The following is a 19,569-nucleotide window of genomic DNA, read 5'->3' on the forward strand; positions in this document are numbered from 1 at the left end:
AGTCTATCTGGGCTTTTTGTTATATCAAAATGACTTACCTAATTATAACTTTTCTATTTGTCCACCGGCTTCATTAAACCAAGTGGTTAAGTAAGTTTTAAGATCTTTTAATTCTTCTGGACCAATTAACGCTAAGCCTAAGTCTTGGGCGCGAGAAATATCGTTATGGCGTAATGGGCGGAAACTCACCAACATCGCGCGCGCTTGTAAGCCACCAAGCAAATCACGTAATGATTCCAGCTTATAAAGCGTGTCATCGCCATCATCGCGCATGCCTTTGGTTTTACATTCGATGATATGCAGTTTGTTATTAACCACAGTGGCGACATCCAATTCATTACGAACTTCTCGACCTCCACTTTCACGATAAACTTGCACGTTTAATGAATGATCTTGAATGGTAGGTAGTTCATCTTGAATTTCTCGTACCGTGTTGTGTACAAGGTTCTCTAGCCATTCACCATTGGAAAAACGTCTTGCATCTTCACTGAAAAACTCAAGAACGCCATTTTGGTAGGTGGCAAGTTGAATATCGACTAAATCAGAAATGAGCCAATCAAGTTCTTTGTAGCCTTGTTGTTTCTCGGTAAGTGCCACATCGAGCTTTTGTTCTTTACGGCAAGTGGTTGCTAAGTAGTTTAATGTGGCAAGACCCGGGCCCAACTCTAATGCGTTACTTGCCCAGCGTTTGCCTAATTCATGCAGTTTTGCATCTAAAGGGGCAGGGATTTCATGGGTTGGGAATTCACTACGAGCACCAAAAATAGTGAGGTAGTCGCTGATACGAATATGGTCTTGAACTTGTTGTTCAGGCTTATCATCTGGGTAAAGCCAGCATTGACTATCACTGAAAGGTTCGACTACGAAAATCGGCCAGTTGTAACTACGAATTACTTCGTAAACAGACAAGAGTCTATGTCTTAATCCACAACTTGCGTTTAGGTAAACTTGTTCGTTTCGATTTTTTAACTGCTCAGCCAGTTGTTTGATTTTTTGCTTAATCGCTGACGTATAAATTGTACCGGGAATTTCGAAAAACTCAGAACCAATGCCACGAAATTCAAGGACTTGATTGAGCCTTTGATACATTTCTCGCTGAGCATCATCACCGATGAATACCATATGAGTACATTCAGAACGGTTATCTAAAAGTGGGGTAATTAAACGAACAGGATCTTGATCTATGATTCCAATATGAACCGCCATGGTTATTCCTTTGTAGCGTATGTCGCTAATCGTTGTTGCTAATGAAATCAACGACTAACCTTTGGTGTGTCTTTGTTGAATATGACACAAGATAGGTAAGTGGTCGAACTGTTGTGGGCCTATAGAATCACATTGAAAGTAGGTATATCTAAAAGGTTTCGCATTCTAGGCTCTATCTTTAATATGTGGCTGAATGTTAACAATAACAAGTATTAACTTTATTTATTACCCGATTAAATTTATTGCTACATTAAGTTTATATACTCAGTTGCTTGGGTATATCGCCACTTAGGCGAAAGCCTTCTATTGCCACTACTTAACTAGACTATAAAAAGGGTTGTAAGTTCCCAATAAGAAGATTTTTCACTTGAAATATCAGTTGCCTAAATCTCTCAGTAAGTAGAGAAAATATTGTTATATCACTAGGCTTAGCGCATACTAATAAACTCATTAAACACGATGGCAGTTGGAGATTAAAATGGCTGAAGAAACAATATTTACTAAGATCATCAATAAAGAAATCCCTTCCGATATGTTGTATCAAGATGACCTAGTCACTGCCTTTCGTGATATCAACCCAAGAGCGCCAAGCCATATTTTAATTATTCCTAATAAGCTGATCCCAACGACTAACGATGTCGAAGAAGAAGATGAATTGGTGATGGGGCGTTTATTTACCGTTGCCAAGAAGCTCGCCAAGCAAGAAGGTATTGCTGAAAATGGTTACCGTTTAATTGTGAATTGTAATGCTCATGGCGGGCAAGAGGTTTATCACATTCATATGCACTTAGTTGGTGGTGAGCCTCTAGGGCCAATGCTCGTCAGCTAAATACCCTTCGTACTTGAAGCTGCAGCTTTGTTGACGGCGTTCATTCGCCCCAATCACATAGACGAGCTATGCTCATGGGGCCTCATTCACTTGTCGCCTCACTGCAACTCCAATTACTTTGGGTATGGTTTTTTTTAAGCGTGAAAGCGAACTGAATAACCGTAAACGTGATTAAATTAATGCAAATTCTAATCTTAAAAAACATGGATGTGATGCCTTGGCGTAAAGTGGTTAAAGCCAGTTTAGCTGTATTTTTTAGCGTGACATTGAGTGCCTGTGCCAATCTTTCGGCAGGTAACTTATTTAGTCATTACTCGGCACAGAATGAAGACGTCTATAAAGATGTGGCGAGTGGCGATTATAAAGGCGCGGAATCGGAACTGGTGGAGTCTGAGGTTGGCGGACCAGTTTTAAGCAATATGGAAAAGGGCAGAGTATCTTTCCTTGCTGAAAACTACCCGAGTAGCTTTACGGCTTTTCAGCTAAGTGATAAAGCGGTAAGAGTGCTAGATGATCGCGCCACGATTTCACTTTCAGAAGGTGCCAATCAAGCGGGTTCTTTGGCGACCAATGACAATTTAACTACTTATGATCCTGCGGATTATGAATTAGGTTATTTGCATTTATATCTAGGGTTAAACTACCTACAGAAAAACGATCTGCAAGGCGCGTTGGTTGAAATGCGCCGAGCCAATCAAGTTCAAGAAAAAGCCAAAAAACGTCGTGAAGATGAGCTGAAAGATGCTCAACAAAAAATGAAAAATAGCGGGGTGCAGCCAAACTTAGGCAGTGTTCTTTCGCAATATCCAGACGCAGGCAAGACGCTACAAGCAGTCCAAAATGGCTATTTGCTGTATTTGTCAGCGGTACTCTATGAAGCCGACAACCAGCTAAATGATGCTTATATTGATTATAAACGTGCATTAGCGGTCAACCCGAATAACCGAGAGATTATTGATGCAACCATTCGAGTAGCCAAGCGACTAGGTATGCGCCAAGACCTCGATTCACTGCTCAAACAATACGGCGAACCTAAATCAGCACCGCAAGGTTATGGGCAGGTTATCGTTGTGGATGAGCGTGGTGTGGTGGCTCAGCGAGGTAATTGGCGTTTATCTTTACCAATATGGGATAGCTCAGGTAAAACCAAATTTTATAGTGTGGCGCTGCCGGTTTATAAAAACGTCAAAGTGCAGAACTTCTCACCAGCAAGCGTAGATGGCGCGCCATTAAAGTCGAGTATTTTAGCGGATACAAACTTGATGGCACAAAATGATTTGAGTGAGCGAATTCCGGCAATGGTTCTTAAACAAGGTTTAAGGTTATATACTAAAGATCAGTTAAGACACCAAGCGGCGAAAGCAGATGATTCAGGTATATCCAATGCGTTAGTCAATATCTGGAATATTGTGACAGAGCAACCGGATACTCGTAGTTGGCAAACCTTACCTGCTCAGGTGTTTAGTAGCAGTGCATATTTGACAGCAGGCCAACACACTATTTCTGCGGGTGGTAGAGAATATGCAATTGATATTAAAGAGAATCAACGTACCTTTGTCTGGCTTTCACGCCAAGGGAATGCAGTGACAATTTGGCACAAACAATTAGGAGCAATTCGATGAAGAAATGGTTAGTAGCAGGCTTAGGCCTAGTGGCATTAGCAGGGTGTTCAAGTAGTAATACTGCAGGATTGCGCATCGATAGTGCCAGCCAACAAGTTTTATACAGCGATTCTGCGTTAGATGATGACCTGACGATTGATAATATCGATACTCAGGAAAATAATGGTAATACTCGCGGTTTGGTGAAAATTACCAATAACTCTCAAGATACGCAAAATCTTCAATACCGCTTTTATTGGTATGATGACCAAGGTTTGGAAGTGAATGCGAAGCAAGGTGCTTGGCGTCAATTTATCTTACGCGGTTATGAATCAATGACTTTAAGTGAAGTGTCTGTGAATCCGAATGCGACCGATTTTCGTATTCAAATTCGCCCACAAGATTAATCAAAGGAAGTAACACATGAAGAAAACGGCAATTGCATTAATAGGTTTAGCAGTCATTCTGGGTGGTTGTTCTAACAAGGTTCAGTACGGTGACGCTAATGCTGCTGAAACAACAACCGTAGATTTTGGTTCGACAGATTTACAAAAAATCGCTAATGAGATGGTAGACAGTATGCTTTCTTCTGGCTCTGTCGCGGCGATTGAAGGTCGTCCGATTGCTTACGTAGATAGCATTCGTAACAAAACCAGCGAGCATATTGATACTGAATCAATCACTGACTCAGTGAGCACCAAAATGTTGAACTCTGGTAAGTTCCGTTTTGTTGATATGACCAAAGTAGAAGACGTTCGTAAGCAGCTTAACTTCCAAAATAACGATGAATTAGTTGATCAAACAAGCGCAGTTAAGTTTGGCCAAATGATGGGTGCTCAGTACATGTTATACGGCAACCTATCTAGCATCGTAAAAGAAGCGGGCAGTGATAAAGACGTTTACTACAAAATGACAATGCGTTTAATGGATTTAAAAACTGGCCTCATCGAATGGGCCGATGAAACTGAAATCCGTAAGCAAGAGTCGAAAAGCCTATTTGGCATGTAATATTGTTTATATAATAACTTCAAGGTCACGAGTTTGAAAGAACACTACATTAAGCAAGATCCCAGCTTAATCGCTCTGCAAGCTCAGTGGCCTGAAAGTATTTCCGATATTCAGCCATTACAAGGTGGGTTAACCAACCAATGTTGGAAAATCACCACCTCATGTGGTCGTCATTATGTGTGGCGGCCACATTCTATTTCTACCCAATCCTTTTCTATTAACCGCTCCAATGAATTTGAAGTCCTCAATGTACTTGAAGGCTTTGCTTTATCACCGAACGTTCAAGCATTATTACCTCAAGGCTTATTGGTTGAGTGGGTGGATGGCGTGACCTTAATGGGGCAGCATAATGAAACGCTGTCATTACTCGTGGTGAAGTGTCTCGTTTATCTTCATCAATATCCGCTACCTCAAAATCATTCGTTGCCTATTTTCGATTATCAATCTTGTATTGAAAACTATTGGCAGGCATTACCTAGTCAGCAGCAAACACAGCGTTATCAGCAGTGGTTTGAGCGTTTTTATCAGCAATATGATGAGTTAAAAAATCGCACTGAATCAATTTTACCGCCTTGTCTCTGCCACTTTGATTTAGGCAGCTATAATATTATTCAAAAGCCGGATTTAGAGTTGGTGGTCATTGATTGGGAATATGCCGCAATGGCTAGTCCTGTGGTGGATTTGGCGACGACGATATTAGCCGAACAACTTAGCGTTGAAGAAAGTGTTGAATGTTACCGAGAGCTTAGCCGCTTAGATATCGATAAGTCACAATTCATTGCTATTGTAGAGGAGTGGCTACCATACTTACGCTTTATGGCGTTGCTGTGGCATCAAGTTAACTTTTCTTTGCATCAGCGCGCATCAGATAAGCAAGCGATTGAAGTGTTAACTCAGCAGTTAGAGTTATCTGAATCATGAGCAGAGTGAATGTAGGTCACTTTTCTCACTTTCTCTAGCAAGAATAATTAAAACAACGCTTTAAAACCATAGTATTCATGGTAGATTAAATTATCGAACGAGAACTGAGGATGGTTCAATGATCATTTATTTACACGGCTTTGATAGCACAAGCCCAGGGAATCACGAAAAAGTATTACAACTTCAATTCATCGACGAAGATGTTCGCTTTATCAACTACAGCACACTTCACCCTAAACATGATATGCAGCACTTGTTGAAAGAAGTGACTAAAGTGATTGAACAAAGTGGTGATCCATCGCCGCTAATCTGTGGTGTTGGGCTAGGTGGTTACTGGTCTGAGCGTATTGGTTTCTTATGTGGCATTAAACAAGCTATCTTCAATCCGAATCTCAACCCTGAAGACAATATGCAAGGGCGTATTGATCGTCCTGAAGAGTATGCTGACATTGCGACCAAATGTATTAAAGATTATCGCGAGCAGAATAAAGACAACTGCTTGGTATTTTTATCTCGCAATGATGAAATCAGAGACAATCAAGATAGCTACGAAGCATTATCGCCATACTACAAGGTGATATGGGATGACGCTGAAACGCATAAATTTAAGAAAATCTCTCAACACCTACAAACGATTAAAGCCTTCAAGCAGCCTTAATTTATTTACCCACTGATTGGGTTCATAGGTCAAATCACAAATTGTTACTATAAAGAAGAGCCAATCATCGGCTCTTTTTTATTAATCGTCACTTTCTATTGATCCTACTTTATGTCTGGATATAATGAGCTAGATCAAATTTTTCCAATAAATAGAATGAAAAATAACCTTTACGTCACAATTTGATCTCACCGATACACACAACTTTTTTCATCTCTCAAAGGTGACCCTTTAAGGTTTAGTCCACACGCTAAGCCTCATCGTATCGAAAAACATGAAGAATCTATCAGTTGGGTTTGATATAGGCCGGGCTGAATCAATTTTATCTTTATATATTTAGGAGTGTCAGATGACGCGAATCGTTGTAGTAGGCGGTGGTGCCGGTGGCTTAGAGCTTGCCACAAAATTAGGCCGAACATTAGGTCGTAAGAGACGCGCGAGTGTTACCTTAGTAGACCGTAACGGAAGTCACTTATGGAAGCCATTGCTACATGAAGTGGCAACCGGATCTCTAGATGAAGGTGTGGATGCATTAAGTTACCGCGCTCATGCCAAAAACCATCATTTTGATTTTCAAATGGGTAGCCTAGATGGCATTGACCGTGAACGTAAAGTTATCTCATTAAGTGAAATTAAAGATGAGAGCAATGATCTGCTGATCCCAAGCCGTGAAATTGAATATGATATTCTGGTATTGGCAATTGGTTCTAAATCGAATGACTTTAATACTCCTGGCGTAAAAGAAAACTGCATCTTTTTAGATAGCCCAGAGCAAGCACACCGTTTCCGTAAAGAAATGAATAACTTGTTCTTAAAGCTTCATGCGAAACACGGTGAAGGTAAAGTGGATATCGCGATTGTTGGTGGTGGTGCAACTGGCGTAGAGCTGTCTGCTGAGCTACATAATGCAATTAAAGAGCTGCACACTTACGGCTTCGAAGATTTAGATTCAAGCAAACTGAACGTTAACTTAGTTGAAGCGGGTGAGCGCATTCTACCAGCCTTGCCACCACGAATTTCATCAGCGGCACACAGTGAGTTAACAAAGTTGGGCGTAAATGTTCGCACGGCGACTATGGTTACTCAAGCGGATGAACAAGGCTTAATCACTAAAGATGGCGAGCGTATTCCGGCTCAGCTAATGGTGTGGGCAGCAGGTATTAAAGCGCCTGACTTCATGAAAGATATTGCAGGTTTAGAAACCAACCGCATCAATCAGTTGGTAGTGAAAGATACATTACAATCAACACGTGATGATGAGATTTATGTGATTGGTGATTTAGCATCTTGCCAGCAAAAGGATGGATCTTTTGTTCCACCTCGTGCTCAAGCTGCGCACCAAATGGCAAGTCTGGCTTATCGTAATATTGTGGCGCAAATCAATGGTCATGCATTGAAGGCGTATACTTATAAAGATCATGGTTCACTTGTGTCATTAAGTCGTTTTTCTACCGTGGGTAGCTTAATGGGCAACCTAACCAAAGGCTCGATGATGATTGAAGGTCGTATTGCGCGAGTCGTGTACATTTCACTCTACCGCATGCACCTAGTGGCGTTACACGGCTGCTTTAAAACGGGCTTGATGATGCTAGTAGGGCGAATTAACCGAGTGTTACGTCCAAACTTAAAGCTACACTAAGCAATCCCAATCGCATTAATACTCTAAAAATGAAAGCCCATCTCGTGATGGGCTTTTTTGTGTCTGTTCAGTTGCTTTTACAGTGAGCATTAATTCGGAATAAAAGAAAATACGATACCATCTTTGGGTTTGCCATCGAATAAATAGCGATTACGAGCCAGTCCTTCCTTTTCCGCGCCGCAACTGAGTGCAATATGATGACTAGGCGCATTGTCAGGGTCACAGATGCATTCAAGCCGAGTGAGATGTAATTCGGTGAAGCAAAAACTAATTAGGGCTAATAGGGCCTCTTTGGCGTATCCGTTTGATTGGTGTTGGTCACATATCCAATAACCAATGGTTCCCATATTGAAGCTAGGAGATAGATCGGTTAATGCCACCATACCAATAAAAGCATCGGTTTGTTGGTGGTAGATACCAAATCCGTAGGCATTATTTTTGAGCCAATTTAAGCGAGTGTGCATGAGGAAATCTGTTGCTTCTTCAGCGGTAAAAGCTGAATGACACCAGTCAAGCCAGGGGTAGAGAGAAGGGGAGGATTGAATCGCATCAGCAAAGCGTTCACTTTCATCGGCATGGATCATGCGCAATCTTAGTTGAGCGGTCAGTAAAGTATGATCTGGGGTCATCGTCTACCTGCAATTAAAAAGAGGCCATGGCGGCCTCTTGATTCGAAGTCATTCTATTTTAGAACACTATTACAGCTTACGGATATTGATAATCACACCAAGGAATGGATTATCTAAGTAGTGTACTTCACCACTTCTAATTTGGCGTTTTTGCTGCATACGGTAGCTATTTAAAAAGTCTTGAACTTCAACTTCTGGTTTAACTGGTTCTAGGTTACCGACTTGAACGTCTTCATCGCTATCTTCAGTCGATGGGTCAATCACTGAGTCTTGTAATACGACTTCATTTTGTCCAGGAATGCGTAAGTCTAGGTTGGTTTTCAAGTATAGGTAGTGTTGTACATAAACCTGAACCGTACCATCTAGTTCATATAGTGGCTCTTTTTCAATGGATGTTGGAGTACCATCTTTGGCGATTTCTTTAAGAGAGCGTCCATCAGGAGCGAATTTATCTGAAAAATCTTCACCTGCTTGGATGTGCAAAACAGGGGATGTACTTTCACCGCGGTCATTTTGGTACCAAGTCACGTGAACTAATGGCTTAAACCCTGCGTGACGGTCTAATGCTTGATATTGTCTGTTCAGGTTGTAATAACCACTTGGAAGTAGGCCCGCTTTATGCTGCGACATTAAGTTGCTATCACGGTATGAAAATGCGCGTTCAAAATTAATCGGCTCAAGGTTTTGTGGCCAAGACTCGTTAACTTGTGATGGCTCCACATTACGCTTAAAGATGATCATTTCGATAGCAAAAGATCGTGCAAATGTTGGTAATGAAACAAAAACCAATAGGAATATAATCAGTTTTTTCATTGTTACTCCGTAATCAAAGGTACTTCTAATGTAGATAGTACCTTAGCTAATATAATAAATTGTGTGGTTATTGCTAAGTTGTATAGCGCTTAGCCAACTTTTGGTAAACGATTTTGCTGAAAGTCGGCCAGCAAATCGTTAATGAAACTGACTCGTTCCCGTCTATCTGTTAATGGTACAGTAAACTTGAACTTAGTGGGGCCTTCCATTGCAAATTTTTTCGGCGATGATTGGAGTAATTGTACCAAGAATGCCGGGTTAATGTCTGCATTTGGTGAGAACTCAATAAAACCGCCTTTGTCATGTGCTTCAATTTTTTTCGCTTGTATTCTAGCAGCTTGAAGTTTCATTTCACTGATCACCAATAAGTTTTTCGCAGCATCCGGTAAGCTACCAAAGCGATCAATCAGTTCCACTTTCATTTCTGCTAGTTCCGACTCACTATTCACACTGGCAATACGCTTATACATGGATAAACGGGTATTGATGTCGGGAATGTAGTCATCTGGTAATAATGCTGGTAAGCGTAATTCTACTTCAGTTTGTTCACGTAAAAGTTCGTCTAATGACAATTCTTTGCCTTCTTTTAACGCATTAACTGCTTGTTCTAGCATTTCCATGTATAACGAGAAGCCGACAGACTGAATTTGCCCGCTTTGATCATCACCGAGTAACTCACCCGCGCCACGTATTTCTAAGTCGTGAGTGGCCAGCGTAAAGCCTGCACCTAGGTCTTCTAGTGAGGCAATTGCATCTAAGCGTTTCACCGCATCTTTGCTTAACGCTTTTGGATGTGGTGTTAATAAATAAGCATAGGCTTGGTGGTGCGAACGACCAACACGGCCACGTAACTGGTGAAGCTGTGCTAAACCGAGTTTATCTGCGCGATCCATAATGATGGTATTGGCGGTGGGTACATCGATACCAGTTTCGATAATAGTAGTACAAACCAGCAAGTTAAAACGCTGGTGATAGAAGTCATTCATGATGCCTTCCAGTTCACGTTCACGCATTTGTCCGTGAGCGGTGATCACGCGAGCTTCTGGAATTAACTTAGCTAAATCTTCGGCAACCTTTTCTATGGTTTCGACATTGTTATGTAAGAAGTAGACTTGGCCACCGCGCATGATTTCACGAAGTACCGCTTCGCGAATCACACTGTCTTCACTTTGACGGACAAAGGTTTTGATAGCCAAACGTCGCGCTGGTGGTGTAGCAATAATCGATAGATCACGCATGCCACTCATTGCCATGTTCAAAGTTCGAGGGATCGGCGTCGCGGTGAGGGTAAGAATATCCACATCAGCACGCATCGCTTTGACTTTTTCTTTCTGGCGCACACCAAAGCGGTGTTCTTCATCGACAATTAATAAGCCGAGATCGCGGAATTTAATATCATCTTGCAGCAGTTTATGAGTACCGATAATGATATCGACTTTACCTTCGGTGATATCACTTAAAATCTGCTTTTGTTCTTTAGCGGATTTAAAGCGCGATAATACTTCAACTCGCACCGGTAGGTTGGCAAAGCGGTCACGGAAGTTTTCAAAATGCTGCTGAGCAAGTAGGGTAGTTGGCACTAATACGGCAACTTGCTTGCTGTTATCCACTGCAAGGAATGTCGCACGCATAGCCACTTCGGTTTTACCAAAACCAACATCACCACAGACGAGTCTATCCATGGCTTTTGCTTGGCACATATCGGAGAGCACCGCATTAATCGCCATAGATTGGTCATCGGTTTCTTCAAACGGGAAAGTGGCTTTAAAGTGCGCGTATTGCTCTTTATCGTGAATGAACTTGAAGCCTTTTTTGATTTCACGTTTGGCGTAAACATCTAGGAGTTCGGCTGCCACATCACGGACTTTTTCTGCGGCGCGTTGACGAGCTCTATTCCACGCATCACTACCTAGTTTATGTAATGGCGCGGTTTCTTCTGCACCACCAGAGTAACGACTGATTAAATTCAGCGATGATACCGGAACATACAGTTTGGCATTATTTAAGTATTCAAGGGTGACGTATTCGGTGGCAAGTCCACCAGCTTCCAAAGTTTGTAAGCCAATATAGCGACCGATACCGTGATCGAGATGCACCACAGGTTGACCGGGTTTTAATTCAGCAAGATGGCGAATCACAGTATCGCTATTGACTGCTTTTCGATCTTTTTTACGACGTTGGATCACGCGATCGCCAAGCACATCACTTTCACAAATAAAGGCAAAATCAGGTGAGTGATGAACAAAGCCGTGTTCGGTTGAGCCGAGTACTAGCGAGTACTTCTGTTTAGAAGCTAATGCTTGAGCGAGATTATCACATTCTTTCGGTTTTACTTTTATTGGGCTTAATAGCTCATTTAATGCTTCACGGCGACCTTCAGATTCTACCGAGAAGATAACCTTACCTTGCGGGTTGTCTGCTAAGTATTGTTCAAGGTATTGGCGCAGTGCGGCAAGTGGCTCTTTAAGCTGATGCTGGGCGTGTAAATTAGGCAGAAGACTAACAGAAGCATTTTTACGGCCAGCTTTCTCTTCGACAGCTTCAATCGATAAGGCCGCTTGAGGCATACCTTTGAAGTAGCTAAATAGCTCATCTTTCTTCAACCATAATTCTTGTGGCTCAAGTAATGGGCGAAGAGGATCGACTTTGCGTTGTTCAAAACGATGTTCAGCATCGGCTAAAAAGGTATCGATACTTTTTTCTAGTTCACCAAGCGTCAGTAGCAAGGTGTTTTCTGGTAGGTAGTCGAATAGGGTATCGGTATGCTCAAAGAATAATGGTTGCCAATATTCGATACCAGCAGGCCAAGTACCTTTTGATACTTGCATATAAACGGATTCAGGCTCACGTCGCGCTTCAAAACGTTGACGCCAGCGAATGCGAAAATCTTCTATTGCCGCTTCAGTAGTTGGGAATTCATGAGCAGGCAGTAGGCGAATTTCTTGTATATCTTCGATCGTACGTTGAGTCTCAGCATCAAAGGTACGGATACTATCAATTTCATCATCAAAAAAGTCGATACGATATGGGTTATCACAGCCCATTGGGAAAAGGTCGATAATCGAACCACGGCTGGCGTATTCACCCGGGCCAAATACTTGGTCAACGTGGCGATAACCAGAACTTTCCAATTGCATGCGCAGTTTATCGAGTGAATAAAGGTCACCACTTTTGACCATCAATGTGGTTTTGAGTAGGTAGTCTTTCGGCGATTGACGCTGCAATAGCGTGCTGATTGGAATAATGATTAAGCCGTTTTGCTGTGTTGGTAATTGATACAGCTGCGCGATACGGTCTGAAATAATATCTTGATGCGGCGAAAAGTTATCATATGGCAGCGTTTCCCAATCAGGGAATAAAGACACCGAATGGCCAGTGAATTGGCTTACTTCATGTTGCAGTTTTATCGCTATTTGCGGATCAGGTACGGCAAGTAATGTTACCCCTGAATGTTGCTGGCTAAGCTCTGCAATGGATAGTGCTAGTGAGCCGCCGACTAATTGGCCTATGTGCTTTTTGTCACCGGCTTTAGTTGGCAGTGGCAGTTGCAAGAGAGAAGACGCTGACGTGGATGATAATTCAGACATAATTCGATTAGGCTTTTATAAATTGAATGTTGCGCTAGTTGTAGCACTTTGAGTGGTTTGATTATCGTCATGTAGGCAAACTAATCAAGGGAATGTGCACAATTGTTGTTTTTTAATCAATTTATCACCGCCAATCGCCAGAAGTATGTGAATTATTGCGTTTGCTATTGGTAAAATGGTCAGAGATCGTTATGCTCTGTTTTCATTATTTTATTCAGGGATTATTGGAATGTTTCACCCAGTTTCGGCCTATATTGGTTTGCGGTATTTGAAAGGTCGATCAGGCGATAAATTTAGCCGATTTGTCTCGTATATGTCGACCGCCGGTATTTCTATCGGTGTTCTGTCTCTCGTTACTGTATTGTCCGTGATGAATGGCTTTGAAGGGCAATTAAAGCAAAAAATTCTCGGCGTACTTCCTCAAGCTGTTATCTCTCAAGCTGACGACAAAACCCTAATCTCAGATACGCCACCTGCTTTCTTAAATACTATCCCTCATGTTGAAGATATTTCTCCGATCGTGCGCAGCGAAGCGATTATCCAAAGCCCAACTAAATTAAGCGCAGGTTTAATGGTTGGTATTGAGCCAAGAGAACAAGATCCTATCGCGAAACGTATGATGATGGGGCAAGTATCACAACTAACTGCGGGAAGTTATCACGTCTTTTTAGGCCACACTTTAGCCAGAACACTAAATGTGAATGTCGGCTCTAAAGTGCGATTAATGGTGACGAATGCTAGTCAGTTTACTCCGCTAGGGCGCATTCCTAGTCAACGTAATTTCACCGTGGCGGGCATTTTTAATACTGGCTCTGACGTTGATGGCATGCTGATGGTCACCAATATTGAAGATGCGGGGCGTTTATTGCGTTATTCCAGTAATCATATTTCAGGTTGGCGATTATTTTTTGATGACCCATTTGTAGTGGCCGATTTAGCACAACAAGTGAAAAACAATGATTTATTACCTGAAAAATGGTTTTGGTCGGATTGGCGTGAGCAGCGTGGTGAGCTATTCCAAGCCGTACGAATGGAAAAGAACATGATGGGCTTGATGCTAGGGCTGATTATTGCAGTGGCGGCGTTCAACATTATTTCAGCGCTAATTATGGTGGTGATGGAGAAGCAATCAGAAGTCGCCATCTTGAAAACCCAGGGCATGTCGAATCATCAAATATTAGCGATATTTATGGTGCAGGGAGCAAGTAGTGGGGTGATTGGTGCACTAGTCGGTGGACTACTTGGCACATTACTGGCAGCGAATTTAAATAATGTGATGAGCGCTTTGGGCTTGTCATTGTTTGCACCGGGTACGGAACTGCCAGTGGTGATTGAACCGCTTCAGGTTGTGGTGGTTATCATTCTTGCTATTGGCTTGAGCTTATTGGCAACCTTATTTCCATCTTATCGCGCCGCTTCGGTTAAACCGGCAGAAGCGCTTCGTTATGAATAACTATTTCTTAAAGGCTGCAATTATTTACGCGGCTTTTTGGCTACAAGGCAAGACATTATGAATCCTTTATTAAGCTGTCAAAATATAAGTAAGACTTACCAAGAAGGAAACCTTGAAACTGAGGTGTTAAAAGGGGTGAGTTTATCCATCAATAAAGGTGACTTCTTAGCCATTGTTGGTTCTTCTGGCTCAGGTAAAAGTACCTTGCTACATATTCTTGGCGCATTAGATGACGCCAGCGATGGCGATGTGACGGTACTTGGCCAATCTCTATTGCGTTTATCTGGCAACAAACAAGCCAAGTTACGTAATCAACATATCGGATTTGTGTATCAATTCCATCACCTACTTGCTGACTTCACTGCTTTAGAAAATGTCGCCATGCCATTATTGATTGGTAAGCAGAAAGCCGATGTGGCAAAACAAAAAGCGCAATCAGTATTAGAGAAAGTGGGACTAGGTCATCGTTTAGATCACCGTCCATCTGAACTATCGGGTGGTGAACGACAACGAGTGGCAATTGCTCGCGCATTAGTCAATGAGCCGGATCTTGTGTTAGCCGATGAACCAACCGGTAATCTTGATCAAAAAACCGCTTTAGAGATTTACGATTTGATGCGTCAACTTAATCGTGATTTTGGTACCGCGTTTTTAGTGGTTACGCATGATAATCAACTGGCTTTAAAAATGGATAAGCAATACACCATGCAAGATGGGGTGCTAGATTGGCATGCTCCTGTTAATGAAGCCTCTTCTATTGAACAAATGAGCGAATAGTTATGTTTTTATCGTTATTCATTGGTTCTAAATTTAGCCGCGCCAAAGAACGTAATAAGTTGGTTTCGTTTATCTCGTTATCTTCAACTATTGGCATTGCCGTTGGTGTGGCGGTGATCATTATTGGTCTATCGGCGATGAATGGTTTTGAACGTGAATTAGAAAATCGCGTGCTGTCGGTGATCCCACAAGCTGAAATTGAAGGGGTGAGAGAGCCGATTCAAGATTGGCAACAAATTGCTTCAATTGCCAATAAAAATGAACAAGTAAAAGCGGTCGCGCCTTATGTTCGTTTTACTGCCTTGTTAGAGCGCGGCAGCAAACTTAAAGCAGTGGAAGTACGCGCAGTCGACCCAGATTATGAACGTGCGGTATCAAACCTTTCTAAATTTGTTGATAAACAAGCATGGCAAAACTTTAGAGCCGGTCAAAACCAAATTGTGCTAGGCAAAGGGGTTGCTGACAAACTGAATGTGAAAGTCGGCGATTCAATTACCATATTAATTCCACCAGCGTCTTCAAATGGTCAGATACAGTTGAGCGCGCCGAAACGTGTACGTGTTCATGTGGCGGGATTTTTAACACTAGGTGGCCAAATCGATCATGGTTTAGTGATGATCCCATTAGAAGATGGTCAAGGCTATATGAAGATGGGTAAAGGCGTCAGCGGCGTATCTTTAAAAGTAGAACCTGTCTTTGAAGCCGACCGTATTATTCGTGAAGTTGGCGCAACTATTCCCGTTTATGCCTACCTGAAAAGTTGGAAAGAGAAGTACGGCTTTTTACACCACGATATTCAAATGGTACGCACTATTATGTATTTAGTGATGGTGCTCGTGATCGGTGTGGCGAGCTTTAACATTGTGTCGACTTTGATGATGGCAGTGAAAGACCGAGCTTCTGATATTGCTATTCTACGTACGATGGGCGCAAGTGATGGGCTAATCAAACGTATTTTTGTTTGGTATGGCGTGATGTCTGGCGTGTTAGGTAGTGTCATTGGTAGTGTAGTTGGTGTGTTGGTAGCGTATAACCTCACTCCGATGATTAAAGGATTAGAAGCCATCATGGGCCACCAATTCTTATCGGGTGATATTTATTTTATCGATTTTCTTCCATCTTTGGTTTCATGGCCGGATGTGTTGTTAGTTTCTGGTACAGCCATTACTTTGAGTTTATTAGCGACTTGGTATCCCGCATCAAGAGCGAGTAAATTGAATCCGGCAACCGTTTTAAGTGCGAAATAAATAACGTAGCTCGAACGCTGCGCTTTTTCGTTTCTCGTTGCTCGATGTTGTCGCTTTAATAGGGGTGAACAGTTAGGCTTCGAGACACGAGAAGTGAAACGCCCGAGAGCCGAGCGTCGTAAGTTGTCTCAAAAAAAAGAGTGCTATCAAGTTTGTTCATTTAGAACGCTAACTTGATAGCACTTTTTTATTTGTCTGGAATTTGAGTGGCGATAATAGCTGAATTATCTATTTGATAAGTTATCGTAAACGGCGTTTTTGCCAGCTACGAACAACAGAGTAGCGCCATAAACCTTGGATGCCGAAATAGCCTAGGATGGCAAGAACCACACCGCAGACGAAACAACCTAGTAATAACGGTGGCCCAATGGTGTTGATTTGCTCAATAAAGAAGTTCCAAGTTAGTTCAAAATGGAAAGCTTGTTCAGGCGTCTTCATCAGCCATGCGCCTACGTGATAAGCAAAATAGAACAAGAATGGCATGGTGATTGGATTGCTTATCCAAACTAAAGCAACCGAAAGGGGCAAGTTGACGCCACATAAAATAGCGGCACCAGAAGCCATGATCATTTGGCTTGGCAGTGGAACAAAAGCAATAAATAAACCAACAGCAAAAGCGCCGGCTGCTGAGCGTCTATTCAAACACCACAAATTGGGATTATATAAAACGCTACCAAAAATCTTTAAAGCTTTTTGGTTTTTGATTTTTTCATGGTCTGGCATGAAGCGTTTAATCAATTTCTTTGGCATAAATGGTGGCTCATATTAATCGCAATTATATTCTGGTCGGTTTGATATTTGGTACTGCTAGTGGTGCATTGTGGCCATCCATGCCGACACTCAATTGGTTGGTGCCGATTGTAGTACTATTTCTTACTCTTTTCTTCATAAAATATGCTTTCTTCACAAAAGATAGACATTTAACAGAAGATGCTTTCGTTACGAAAAATCGCCATTTTACAAAAGGACGCTACTTCAAAACATTTAGCTATTTAGCACAGGGTTTATTGTTGGGTTGCTTTATGGTGATTATTCATGGAAATCATTATCGCCATGTGACAGAAACACTCTTTTCTCAAGGTACCTCTATAACAACCCAAGCTAAGGTGATCAGTTTTGTCCAGCCAGCGGTGCATGGTAAACAAATGCTCTTATCAATACAGCGCATTAATAATATTGATTTACCGAACTACGCACGTCCAACCGTAAAAGCATTTTTTGTTCTACTAGAAGAGAATCAACCGCAACTTGGGGAGTATTGGCAGTTTCAAATTCAAGTTAAACCCATTATCGGTCAATTAAACGATGCAGGCTTTGATAGCGAGCAATATTATGTCTCTAATAAGTGGCACGGTAAAGCGGTTATTGAGCCAGAAGAGGGTTTAAATTTTCGAATAAAAACAAGCTATTCCTGGCGCTTATGGTTACACGAAAAAGCGACTGCCTACCTGAATGAATTTGACTCAAAAGCCTTTATTGTTGCATTAGCTTTTGGTGATAGAAGCTTGATATCTGATCAGCAATGGCAGCAGTTACGAGATTCTGGCTTGTCACATTTAATGGCGATTTCTGGGTTACATATCGGGCTCGCCATGGCTATAGGCTGGAGTGTTGGTCGTACTATTAAATCACTAGTATGTAGCCTAACGGGTTCTTCATCTCCTATCTTTCTATTGATTCCCTTGTTCATCAGCTTTGCTGTTGCCTTGTTTTATGCTTATTTGGCGGGCTTTGCATTACCAACACAACGGGCTTTGATCATGGGCGGACTAGTCTTATTTATGTTGGCAAGCGGTATTCATTGGTCTGTGTGGCAAATCTTGTTGTATAGCTTGTGCTTAATACTTGCCAGTCAGCCGATGTCGATTCTGCAAGCAAGTTTCTGGTTATCTTTTGGCGCTATCATCATTATCTACCTATCCCTTTGGTTTTATTTATCTCAGCAAAAGCGCGTTAAGTTTAATTGGCGGCAAGTGCTGATCGTGCAACTCGGGCTATTTATTGGCTTAGCGTTTCTGACTATTGCCTTTTTTGGTGGCATCAGTTGGGTCTCACCGCTTGTTAATTTAATAGCGATTCCCTGGGTAAGCCTCGTTGTGGTGCCGGTGATTTTCTTTTGCTTGATGATGACCGCTATTTTTCATGGCAGTTGGTTCTTTAGTGATAGTTGGTTGTCTAATGACAGCTGGCTTACGCAAATATGGAGACTCGCCGATTTCACATTGCAGCCAATTTTATGGCTACTAGAATTTGTTGAAGGCGCATGGCTGACGTTGTCGAGTTATTGGGGAGTAGTCAGTGTACTGGTTGCATTTGCGTTGATTGCTTGGAGATTTCGTTTTTATTCAACCTTATATATTACCGCGTTGATTGTTTTGTTGTGGCAAGTATTCCCAGCTCAATCTAAACCTGAATGGCAAGTTCAGGTGTTGGATGTAGGACAAGGTTTGGCGGTGCTTATCCGAAAAGATCAGCAAAGCGTTTTATATGATACTGGAATGAGTTGGCAGGGCGGCAGTATTGCTAATTCGATTATTGTGCCATTACTGCATAAAAGTGGTGAGCCGCAGTTATCCGGCCTAGTGATAAGTCATACCGATTTAGATCATGCCGGTGGTCGTGCGGATATTGAATCGGTTTTATCACCGCAATGGAAACGCAGTAGTGAATATATAGATGGTTATCAAGCATGTATTAAAGGGCAGAAGTGGCAATGGGAGCAACTCAGCTTCGAAGTCGTTTGGCCGCCCAAGCAAGTTAAGCGCGCATACAACCCTCATTCGTGTGTGATTCAGGTTTCTGATGGACAATTTAATCTACTGCTTACCGGTGACATAGATGCAATATCCGAAATTATACTGATGCGAGATAGTCAGTTATCGGAGGTTGATGTTATGACGGTGCCGCATCATGGCAGCGCAACCTCTTCCTTTCCTTCCTTTGTTGAATCTTTAAAACCAAAAGTAGCGATTGCGTCATTGGCGCTGAATAATCAATGGGGATTACCCAGCCAAGATGTCAAAAGGCGTTATCAGGAAAATGCTATTCAATGGATGGATACCGCGCATGGCGGACAAATAACCATTTCAATTTATACCAATGGCTGGTTAATTGAACAAAAGAGGCTAAACCAATATCAGCCATGGTATAGGCAGATTGTGCGTAAAGGGTTAGAATGAATAGAATTGTCTAAATCAAAAT

Annotated in this window: 16 protein-coding genes; 11 read left to right on the top strand and 5 right to left on the bottom strand. The window is 42.0% G+C overall.

Annotated features, from left to right (window positions below):
• Positions 1-42 precede the first annotated feature (42 nt).
• Positions 43-1,206: a DUF1887 family CARF protein gene (locus tag L3V25_RS11495; protein WP_237295480.1), complete on the bottom strand. Its 1,164-nt coding sequence runs from the start codon at positions 1,204-1,206 to the stop codon at positions 43-45.
• A 478-nt stretch (positions 1,207-1,684) separates the two neighbouring features.
• On the opposite strand from L3V25_RS11495, the gene hinT reads away from it, so the two are divergent.
• The 7 genes from hinT (at position 1,685) to L3V25_RS11530 (ending at position 7,862) form a co-directional block, all read left to right on the top strand.
• On the top strand, positions 1,685-2,035 hold the full coding sequence (hinT, locus tag L3V25_RS11500; RefSeq protein WP_237295481.1) for a purine nucleoside phosphoramidase: 351 nt from the start codon (positions 1,685-1,687) through the stop codon (positions 2,033-2,035).
• Between the two features lie 212 nt (positions 2,036-2,247).
• Positions 2,248-3,657, top strand: coding sequence for a hypothetical protein (locus L3V25_RS11505; protein WP_237295964.1), 1,410 nt, complete (start codon positions 2,248-2,250; stop codon positions 3,655-3,657).
• Positions 3,654-4,043: a DUF1425 domain-containing protein gene (locus L3V25_RS11510; RefSeq protein WP_237295482.1), complete on the top strand. Its 390-nt coding sequence runs from the start codon at positions 3,654-3,656 to the stop codon at positions 4,041-4,043. The genes L3V25_RS11505 and L3V25_RS11510 overlap by 4 nt, the downstream gene beginning before the upstream one ends.
• Positions 4,044-4,059: 16 nt before the next feature.
• Complete coding sequence (gene lpoB / locus L3V25_RS11515) at positions 4,060-4,644, top strand: penicillin-binding protein activator LpoB (RefSeq protein ID WP_027696166.1); 585 nt, start codon at positions 4,060-4,062, stop codon at positions 4,642-4,644.
• A 33-nt stretch (positions 4,645-4,677) separates the two neighbouring features.
• A complete protein-coding gene (locus tag L3V25_RS11520; protein ID WP_237295483.1) occupies positions 4,678-5,565 on the top strand; it encodes a phosphotransferase in 888 nt (295 codons plus the stop codon).
• A gap of 118 nt (positions 5,566-5,683) precedes the next feature.
• Positions 5,684-6,223 carry an alpha/beta hydrolase YcfP gene (gene ycfP / locus L3V25_RS11525; RefSeq protein WP_237295484.1) on the top strand — a complete coding sequence of 180 codons (540 nt, stop codon included), beginning with the start codon at positions 5,684-5,686 and terminating at the stop codon, positions 6,221-6,223.
• Positions 6,224-6,572: 349 nt separating this feature from the next.
• A complete protein-coding gene (locus L3V25_RS11530) occupies positions 6,573-7,862 on the top strand; it encodes an NAD(P)/FAD-dependent oxidoreductase (RefSeq protein ID WP_237295485.1) in 1,290 nt (429 codons plus the stop codon).
• 89 nt (positions 7,863-7,951) lie between these two features.
• On the opposite strand, the gene L3V25_RS11535 is transcribed toward L3V25_RS11530, so the two are convergent.
• The 3 genes from L3V25_RS11535 to mfd form a co-directional block, all read right to left on the bottom strand.
• Positions 7,952-8,491, bottom strand: coding sequence for a GNAT family protein (locus L3V25_RS11535; RefSeq protein ID WP_237295486.1), 540 nt, complete (start codon positions 8,489-8,491; stop codon positions 7,952-7,954).
• 69 nt (positions 8,492-8,560) lie between these two features.
• Positions 8,561-9,304, bottom strand: coding sequence for a peptidoglycan binding protein CsiV (locus tag L3V25_RS11540; RefSeq protein ID WP_237295487.1), 744 nt, complete (start codon positions 9,302-9,304; stop codon positions 8,561-8,563).
• Between the two features lie 89 nt (positions 9,305-9,393).
• The gene (mfd, locus tag L3V25_RS11545) at positions 9,394-12,891 is read right to left on the bottom strand and encodes a transcription-repair coupling factor (RefSeq protein WP_237295488.1); all 3,498 of its coding nucleotides are present in this window, start codon (positions 12,889-12,891) and stop codon (positions 9,394-9,396) included.
• 229 nt (positions 12,892-13,120) lie between these two features.
• On the opposite strand from mfd, the gene lolC reads away from it, so the two are divergent.
• From lolC to lolE, 3 genes are read left to right on the top strand one after another with little or no spacing between them, the layout of a single operon-like run.
• Complete coding sequence (gene lolC / locus L3V25_RS11550; RefSeq protein WP_237295489.1) at positions 13,121-14,344, top strand: lipoprotein-releasing ABC transporter permease subunit LolC; 1,224 nt, start codon at positions 13,121-13,123, stop codon at positions 14,342-14,344.
• A 57-nt stretch (positions 14,345-14,401) separates the two neighbouring features.
• Entirely contained in the window at positions 14,402-15,121 is a 720-nt protein-coding gene (gene lolD / locus L3V25_RS11555) for a lipoprotein-releasing ABC transporter ATP-binding protein LolD (protein ID WP_237295490.1), read from the top strand.
• Between the two features lie 2 nt (positions 15,122-15,123).
• Entirely contained in the window at positions 15,124-16,368 is a 1,245-nt protein-coding gene (gene lolE, locus L3V25_RS11560; protein ID WP_237295491.1) for a lipoprotein-releasing ABC transporter permease subunit LolE, read from the top strand.
• A 240-nt stretch (positions 16,369-16,608) separates the two neighbouring features.
• Here lolE and L3V25_RS11565 read toward each other — a convergent pair whose 3' ends face one another.
• Positions 16,609-17,118, bottom strand: coding sequence for a DUF2062 domain-containing protein (locus L3V25_RS11565; protein WP_237295492.1), 510 nt, complete (start codon positions 17,116-17,118; stop codon positions 16,609-16,611).
• An 80-nt stretch (positions 17,119-17,198) separates the two neighbouring features.
• Here L3V25_RS11565 and L3V25_RS11570 point away from each other — a divergent pair, with 80 nt between their 5' ends.
• Positions 17,199-19,547: a DNA internalization-related competence protein ComEC/Rec2 gene (locus L3V25_RS11570; protein ID WP_346656334.1), complete on the top strand. Its 2,349-nt coding sequence runs from the start codon at positions 17,199-17,201 to the stop codon at positions 19,545-19,547.
• The last annotated feature ends 22 nt before the right edge of the window (positions 19,548-19,569 follow it).

It is taken from the genome of Vibrio sp. CK2-1 (assembly GCF_021726515.1).
Classification (GTDB): Bacteria; Pseudomonadota; Gammaproteobacteria; order Enterobacterales; family Vibrionaceae; genus Vibrio.